We start from the raw sequence: 7,463 nt of genomic DNA on the forward strand, positions 1-7,463 counted from the left end.
CACCCCCTTCGTTTCGGTGTCTCTATGTCTGGCCAATCCCTTCAAACGGCGCCAGATGGGGTCCCCTCTACGCTTACCCTGTAGACAAGGTACTGGTTTATCGGGCTAAGCGGCATGCCCTGAGGCACCGTGGCCGACGGGTCGCTGTCTGGGATCGCAGCGGGCTCCAGCCATTCCTCGCGTTCGTGGTAGCCAAGCGGGTCCGTCACCTCGACAAAGCGCGGCGGACTGCTTGTACCCGGCGCCGTGTAGGCGAAGTTTGTGGTTCCGTAAGGCGTCGTCATCGAGTTGACGAGCGAATTGGCGTCGTATGTAAAACTGGAAGTCAGGCCGATGATATCGGTGATCGAGCTCAGCCGACCATTCCCATCGTACGAGAGCGTCGCGCTTCGGCCAAACGGATCGGTAATCTTGGTGATGAGAAGCGGCGTTCCCAGCCGACCGTAGGTAAATGTAGTAAGACGCCCGACAGCATCGGTGAGCGAAATTAGTCTCTGTTGGCCATCGTAGTTGAGTGTGACGGTGTTGCCTTGAGGATCGACCACCTGGCTTAGGAAAATGCGCCGCGGGAAGGCAATGGCGCCATCGGACTGAGCGTAGATCTCGACGCTGCCGTCACGCAATTGATGGCGATAGGTGACCGGAGAACCAGAGGCACGCACCAGGATGGAGCCATCCGTATCTTCGGCCGCGAACGCGCCAGTGGCGGCATTGTAGCCGAGATAGAAAAATGCGCCTCCGCCCTGCATATAGCGGGAGACATTGGCCCCAGGATTGGTGGGATCGTCTGTTACGTAACTCAGCCAGCTAATCGTCCATTTCGGACTGACGTTGAAGAAGCTGAAGATAGCGGGTTGGCTGTCTTCACGTTGGTTATAGCTGATCCCAACCTTGGCGGACGGACCTATTGGGGGCGAATAGCCAACCGGAACGTCCGAAAGTGACACGCTGACCGCGGATTCTTTAATGTTGTAACCACACAGTGGACATATTCCAGGTCCGGGTCCAACTGCGGGGCCAGCCGCAGCCGCAGCCGCAGCCCCAGCCCCAGCTCCGCCGCCGCCTCCGCCTCCGCCTCCGCCTCCACCACCGCCGCCTCCACCACCTCCGCCTCCGCCGCCTCCTCTACCACCTCCACCGCCGCCACCGCCGCCTCCACCGCCGCCATCCGCATTATGATCACCGGCGCCGCCTTGCCGCGTTGAGTTTGTTCCTCCCCTCCCCCAGACCGTCTCAGCTTCGGCTGCGTCGACCGCACGCCAATGGTGATCTACTGGGACATCAGAAGGGACAAGGAAATAGCCGCTGGCCTCTGCATCAAGGGCGGCTTGCGCGATCCAGAGGTCTGGATTTGGGAAGACAGAGTCCCTGACGTGGAACCGGCCGTTCGCCGTGCCAACAATCGCGGCGAAGTGCCCTGTTTTCCAGTGCACGACCGACGGCAATGGGACGGATTGGCCAGGCTGCCGGACGATCAGCCGATACGAGAGGCCAACCTTCTCAGCTAGGCGTCCAACTTCCGCGAGACTGGTTCCTTTGGCTCCGACCTTGTACCATTGGAGGAAGTCGACCTTTTCGGGGCTGGCGTTGCGGGCCAGCATCAACTGTTTCAGAGCCAACGGTCCGCAAATGAACGGGTGGCTGATATCCAACTTTGCCGGGACGATTTGCTCGGCCGCGGTTTGTATGGCTTCGGTTGCCGAGCCGGAGATTGGCCTTTTTCCGACTTCCTTGAGCAGTTCCGTCAATTGCTCCGTGCGCCCAAGATTGGCATCGAGTTGAGCAAGCTCGCCGACTGCCCGGTCTATGAGGGCCTTGGCTTGCGGCTCAGTGGCATCCTTGCCGTTAATCCACGCCTTCTGCCACGCGTCGATAGCTCGAGAAAAATATCCGTTGTGCAGATATGAAAGCCCAAGGTTTGTCTCGAGGGCCGGCCCCCAGCCGGAATGTGGATGCTCATCCAGGAACTTTGTCAGGCTGCTGATGTCGTCAGGATCAAGCCGCTCATTGTATATAGCTAATGCCTGCAGGAGCGCCTGGTCGTCGGCAGGCGAAGTGACACCGGTCGCAGCAAGCGGCTCGGCAAAATGGCCGGCGCGAATTGCGTTTGCTATAGCCTCGGAATTGCTACCGGCGGCATGTGCGGTTCCCAAGGTACTTGCCACCGACAAGGACAATAGGGCTGATCTAATGGCCATTCCCACTGTTGCTGGCCGCTTTGGTGATTTCATTTCCCATCTCCCGGATGACCGCCGTGGGCGGTCGATGAGGCAGGCCTAAAGCCTGCGCGTTGAGGCACCAGTTCGTCACGCGACAGGGTGTGCTTTTAACAACGATCAGGGCGTCCATTTGAAACAACCCCACACACCCGATCCCCACACCGCGGACGCCGGAGTGCCCCCGACCGTGTTAGTCTGCGTTGTCCGGTTGCCGTTGGCGTCGTAGCTGTAGGTTATGCAGGTATTGTTGTCGTACAGGGCTGTAGTGAGACGGCCGGCCTGATCGTAGGTATATGCAACCGATCCGGCTATGGCCGAGCTCGAAACCATCAAAAAAGCCAGCGCGACCAGGCGCCTTGTCCGGCGCGGAATAACGAACTGCAACGGATTGGACATACGAACTCCTCAAGCCAGCGCCGCAACAGTTTTGCCATCGACAAAGGGGCACTACGTCAAGGAGAGGTGTTCGTCCAAGACAGAACGTCGAGTGGCAAGTTTTGGTTGGACCCGTTGTTTAGTATCAGCAACCCTACCGTTGACAGACTTGTGGTGAGATAGTCTGTCATCGACACCGTCCAACCTGGATTGAAATGCTCGCCGTCGAAGGAGAAGCTGAACGTAAAAGTTCCGCTTGCCGCCTGCAGCTTCAACCAGACAGGATTCTGAGCGTTCACAATACCTGTCGACGTGGACGCACTGTTGAACGTGTTGATGTCGGAAAATTTGAAGTACGAAACCGGAGTTTGATTACGAAAGCCGAACGCCGCATACTTTCCTGACGTGTCCTTGACGCAGATACCCCAGAACCAGTTGCTGTTGAGATAGCCTACTGGATATACGAGTGTCGTCACGGTGAATGTGCTGGCATTGACGATGGGTTGCTCTATTGCCGTGGTCTGGCTGCCGACTCCGGGTGTGGACAGCACGACGCCACGGCTTGCCAAATCAGTCAAAGTTCCGGTGGCGCCGGTGCTATTGGCCACGGTGAACGAAGAGGCCGTCGGTTTGGTCAATGGAATGACTGCGGCATCGTAGAATGGACTCACCGAACCGCCGCTACCACCCGTGGACGATACGGTGATGCTGCCAGGTCCATTGGTGATGGTGATGCCTGAACCCGCCGTGAGAGCCTGCGCCTGCGGCGCGCCCCCCGTTGCGCCAATCACGAGTTGGCCGTCAGTTAGAGGCCCCACTCCGGCGAAAGCGCCCGAGCCGTTGTTGTATTGTATGGAGTTACCCGAGCCCCCGGGCGCGGCAGCGCTCAGGCAGGCGACCAAGGCGTTGAAATCCGCCATAACCTGCGTTGCGTCAGCCGTTTGCCCATTGGTCAGCGTGTTGGGAAGAGGACAGGCTGCTCGCGCGCCATTACCTTCTATGATGCCGAAGATTGCGAAGAGAACGAAGAGAGTTTTCTTTCCGAACACTGTTGATCTCCACAAACCGCGGCGCGCAACAAGCAGCGCGCCGCCATGACTTCGGTGGCGAACGCTCAGTCGAGATAGATTGGCGAAATCCCTAGAGAGTTACGTCGCCAGACCCACTTGTATCAGGCATATTCAGAAGACAGCCATCAAGTAGCACGTATACATGACATAAGCAATAAAACCATATATTAGACGTCACTAATAATATAAAATCAAATTATCGAGCAAAACCACGATCATATCCGGAATCAATCTGAGTCTTCACGGAAACTTGACTCTATCACTTCAATAGAGTCTTAATATCGTGCGAACATCGTCTCCGGCATTGCTTGTGGGGATGGTGATGTTCGACGTTACGAGAGCTAGAGCCGCGCTGATCGGGTTGACGGCCGGTTCTTACCTGATTGTCTTCCCGCTCGCGGTGCTGGTAGGGCTTAACGTCGACTACGGTTTCGTAGGTCCCTTTGCGCTTCTGTTTATTTTCACGCTGATATGTGGCATCGCAACCAGGCCATGGCCGCGGATCAGAGCCCTGATCGAAAGCTTCCTCTACGGTGTCCTGCTTGTTGTTCCGATCGTTACCGCGGTCTACCTCGCCGCTCGGCTGAACCTACCCTTGGCGGACAACAGGCTGAGAGCGATGGATCAGGCGCTTGGCGTCAACTGGCCGGCGCTTCTCAGATTTGTCGACGCCAGGCCATACCTCGCTCAGCCGCTCAACGTGGCCTATGAGAGCTTCACGCAACAGCTTATCTGGTTGCCAATTGTCCTGGCCGTTTTTGGGCGCCCGCTGCGTGCGTACCAGATGATATTGATGTACGCGGTGATCTACTTCATGGGCTGCGTGATATCCATCTGGTATCCGGCCCTTGGCACCTACGCAACATTCGACATTCACCCGGCCGATCTGCAAAACATAGATCGCACATGGGGCTATGTTTTTCTGGACGAGCTGAAGGGCGTCAGATCCGACCCCAATTTCATCTTCAGCATGGCCAAAGCCAAAGGGATCATGACGTTCCCGTCCCTGCACGCGGCGAGTGCCGTCCTCTTCGCATGGGCGGGTTGGGAGCTAAAATGGCTTCGCTACCCGTTTCTCATCCTCAATGTGGTGATGGCCATTTCCGCCGCGGTCGTCGGCAACCACTACACAGTAGATGTGATCGCCGGAGTTGGTCTCGCGGGATTTGGGATCGCCATCGTATTGATTGCCGTTCCGGAGAGAGGGCCAGATCCCGAGAACACTTTCTTTGAATCCAAATCTGTCATCTCGCATGCCATCTGGTCGTCGTTCCCGAAACGAACTGTTCCGGCGAGCCACACATGACCTTGTCGATAGCCGGAGGTCAGCCTTATGCCTCCAACATAGACCGTAGAAGAGCCTGAATGTGCTCTGGCAGGTCCAATTCACCGCGCGCCTCAATCTTCAAAAGATATCGGACCTTGGCCAAGCGATCGCTTTCGCTGACCGCTGGATAGGCGCAGACAGCCAGCAGTGCCCTTTCCTCTTTCCGGCTGGCTCTATCGAGGTCGCAGCTGCTGCCACCCATTTCACGGACTGCCTTTCCGAACGCGACGTATGCCGTCATGTGCGCCTCAATCAACGCGCGGAGTTCATCGGCCGGCATCCGGTCTTGGCGTGATGGCTCTGTGGCGCCAGCCGTCGCCGCCGAGTTGAAGACGGCGGCGCTGGAGTAGAGGAGCAAGGCGCGGCGGTTCATCCTGGTCGTGGTAATTCCTCTCTTCCTTTCATGACGAGACATCCCCGTTGTTGCGGCAACGTAACACGACGGCTCGCGTATTCGTGTCAGGAGTATCGGCCCCATGGCCGCTCGGCGCCAGCGCTCCGGACCCACCCCTTCCCGGCTCCAATCTTTGCCCGATCATTGCGGAGGCCGGAAAAAGCCGCACATTGCGTTAAGTCACCGAAACCATTGGTAGATAGCATTTATCGCAAGGTGCGGCGAATATTCACACATTGTGAAATGGCCACATAACTCATTGAGACAAAACGACCGTCCGAGCGCACACCCTGCGGGCTTTTATCTTGCCATCCATCGGTCGTGTGTAAGCGTCCGGTCCCTGCACCCAGATTGAGTAGTGCATTCGCGCGACATGTCGGGCTCCTTCGTAGCATGGAGGATCTCCGGTGAATTTGAGACATTTCGAGTACAAGGCGCGGCAATCCTGGTGGGTGGTTCACGTCGAGGCGCGGCAGCGCAGCGGTATGACGCGGACCGAATATTGCCGCGTGCACCGCCTGACGAAGGACACGCTCGATCGCTGGCTGAAGTACTTCGCGGGCAACGAGGCGGCTCGTAAGCATGCGGAATATCAGGCGGAATTGCGCCGTCAGAAGCGCCTGGAAGAGCGAGCGAAGCGGCAGAAAAGCGAGCTCGGCTGCGCTTTTCGGTGACCACGGATGTGCGCAACCGTGCTGTCCAGGCGTACTGGGCGTTGCATGTCGAGGCGATGAATTGGAGCGGCATGGGTGTTCGCGAATATGCCGCGGCGCTGCATCTGTCGCCGACGAGCTTGCGCATATGGCGAGACCGACTGGACGAGGGTGAGGTCGATCGACTGGCGGGCGGATCCTCATCTCTCCGCCCGCCCGGCCGTTAGCACTAGTGCTAACGGAACGCCGCCGGAATCGAGCTTGACGGCTTCGTCGAACGATGATCCCGCCACGCCCCGGCAACTTGCCCGACGCTTCTTCAGCGATGAGGAAAAGCGTGCCATTGCGCTGGAGAGTGACCGGCCAGGTGTCAGCGTCTCGCAGGTCGCGCGAACGCATTGGAATTGTCACGGGGCTGTTGTTCCGTTGGCGCGCACAGTCCGGCGTAGCGCAGAAGAAGCGCGCGAAGCTTGCGGCTGTGGCGATGGGCGATGACACCGCGGCGGTGCGCCTTCTGCAGAGCCTGGTGCAGCCGCCTACAGGAATGACGGCGATCGATCTGCCTGACGGCCGGCGCGTCTTCGCCCCTACCGGAAGCGATCCGGATGCAGTTCGCGAGCATCTCGAAAGCGGAGGAACAGGAACATGATGATCGTTCCCGCAGGCGTGAAGGTGCATCCGGCGCTGGGCTACACCGATATGCGCAAAGGTCTCGACGGGCCCGCCATGCTGGTGGACTGCCAGCGTCGCGACGTCAGCCCGAAGTACCCAGTGACACCGCGCGAGCGGCGGAAGCGCGACGGAGCGTCCACCGCCGTCATGAAGGACAGCGCCGCTACCGGACCGAGGCCGGGGATGGCCATGAAGCGGCGGCACAGCTCCCTGCCGGCGACCACCTTGACCACCAGATCGTGCGGTTACAACGCTGCGCGGGCCGACAGCATGCTGCCACCAGTTCCTCGGTCAGCCCGTCTTCGGCACTGCGTCTCGCGCAGCTCATCAATGCGCCCCAGAAGCTTGCGGTCCTTGCCATGCGCGCGCTGCGCTGCGACGGCCTGGCCAGCGCCGAATCGCCAACGTAAAATGTGCCGTCGCTCCAGATCGCGCGCATGATCACCGCCAACTTTGCGGCCACCGCGACATAGACCTCGCGATGGCAGGAGCGTTTGGCGATCTCCTGGCGCACCAGCAGCACGAGTGTAGACGTAGGCGACCGGTCAGACCTATCGGTCTGCCGCTTCCCGTGGCTTCCCGGGTTTGGCGTTAGCGGTCAGTGCGGACAAGTTCAACCCGGCGATTAACGGCCCGGCCTTCCAGCGTGTCATTGCCGCTCTTCGGGTTCTTCTCGCCCTGGCCATCAGTGTCAAGCCGCGCCGCGGCGATGCCGAACTTGACAAGTTCAGCCTTGATGGATGCGGCTCGCTG

8 protein-coding genes and 1 pseudogene are annotated in these 7,463 nt (G+C 59.0%); 3 read left to right on the plus strand and 6 right to left on the minus strand.

What is annotated here, in order from left to right; translation table 11 throughout:
• Window positions 1–41: 41 nt before the first annotated feature.
• Window positions 42–2,231, minus strand: a complete 2,190-nt coding sequence (locus ACWGS9_RS33550) for a hypothetical protein (RefSeq protein ID WP_454509247.1) — start codon at window positions 2,229–2,231, stop codon at window positions 42–44.
• A gap of 440 nt (window positions 2,232–2,671) precedes the next feature.
• A complete protein-coding gene (locus ACWGS9_RS33555; RefSeq protein WP_454509248.1) occupies window positions 2,672–3,643 on the minus strand; it encodes a hypothetical protein in 972 nt (323 codons plus the stop codon).
• Window positions 3,644–3,986: 343 nt separating this feature from the next.
• Between ACWGS9_RS33555 and ACWGS9_RS33560 the strand changes: the two genes are divergently transcribed.
• The gene (locus ACWGS9_RS33560) at window positions 3,987–4,970 is read left to right on the plus strand and encodes a phosphatase PAP2 family protein (RefSeq protein ID WP_454509249.1); all 984 of its coding nucleotides are present in this window, start codon (window positions 3,987–3,989) and stop codon (window positions 4,968–4,970) included.
• A gap of 25 nt (window positions 4,971–4,995) precedes the next feature.
• Here ACWGS9_RS33560 and ACWGS9_RS33565 read toward each other — a convergent pair whose 3' ends face one another.
• Window positions 4,996–5,364, minus strand: a complete 369-nt coding sequence (locus tag ACWGS9_RS33565) for a hypothetical protein (RefSeq protein WP_454509250.1) — start codon at window positions 5,362–5,364, stop codon at window positions 4,996–4,998.
• Between the two features lie 428 nt (window positions 5,365–5,792).
• Here ACWGS9_RS33565 and tnpA point away from each other — a divergent pair, with 428 nt between their 5' ends.
• Both tnpA and ACWGS9_RS33575 read left to right on the plus strand, forming a co-directional pair.
• Window positions 5,793–6,059, plus strand: a complete 267-nt coding sequence (gene tnpA, locus ACWGS9_RS33570) for an IS66 family insertion sequence element accessory protein TnpA (RefSeq protein WP_454509251.1) — start codon at window positions 5,793–5,795, stop codon at window positions 6,057–6,059.
• 463 nt (window positions 6,060–6,522) lie between these two features.
• The gene (locus ACWGS9_RS33575) at window positions 6,523–6,687 is read left to right on the plus strand and encodes a hypothetical protein (RefSeq protein WP_454509252.1); all 165 of its coding nucleotides are present in this window, start codon (window positions 6,523–6,525) and stop codon (window positions 6,685–6,687) included.
• Window positions 6,688–6,772: 85 nt separating this feature from the next.
• On the opposite strand, the pseudogene ACWGS9_RS33580 reads toward ACWGS9_RS33575, so the two are convergent.
• The 3 genes and pseudogenes from ACWGS9_RS33580 to ACWGS9_RS33590 all read right to left on the minus strand — a co-directional run.
• Window positions 6,773–6,952: pseudogene (locus tag ACWGS9_RS33580) on the minus strand (transposase); the annotation flags it as partial.
• Window positions 6,874–7,233, minus strand: coding sequence for a hypothetical protein (locus ACWGS9_RS33585; RefSeq protein ID WP_454509253.1), 360 nt, complete (start codon window positions 7,231–7,233; stop codon window positions 6,874–6,876). The gene ACWGS9_RS33585 and the pseudogene ACWGS9_RS33580, both read right to left, overlap by 79 nt.
• Before the next feature lie 68 nt (window positions 7,234–7,301).
• The coding region (locus ACWGS9_RS33590) for an OmpA family protein (protein ID WP_454509254.1) at window positions 7,302–7,463 on the minus strand (162 nt) is incomplete at its 5' end.

Source organism: Mesorhizobium sp. Arg314, assembly GCF_053714275.1.

Coding starts and splice junctions, on each gene's coding strand:
- ACWGS9_RS33550 (WP_454509247.1), bottom strand. CDS start 2,231: ATGAAATCACCAAAGCGGCCAGCAACAGTGGGAATGGCCATTAGATCA.
- ACWGS9_RS33560 (WP_454509249.1), top strand. CDS start 3,987: ATGTTCGACGTTACGAGAGCTAGAGCCGCGCTGATCGGGTTGACGGCC.
- ACWGS9_RS33565 (WP_454509250.1), bottom strand. CDS start 5,364: ATGAACCGCCGCGCCTTGCTCCTCTACTCCAGCGCCGCCGTCTTCAAC.
- ACWGS9_RS33575 (WP_454509252.1), top strand. CDS start 6,523: ATGGGCGATGACACCGCGGCGGTGCGCCTTCTGCAGAGCCTGGTGCAG.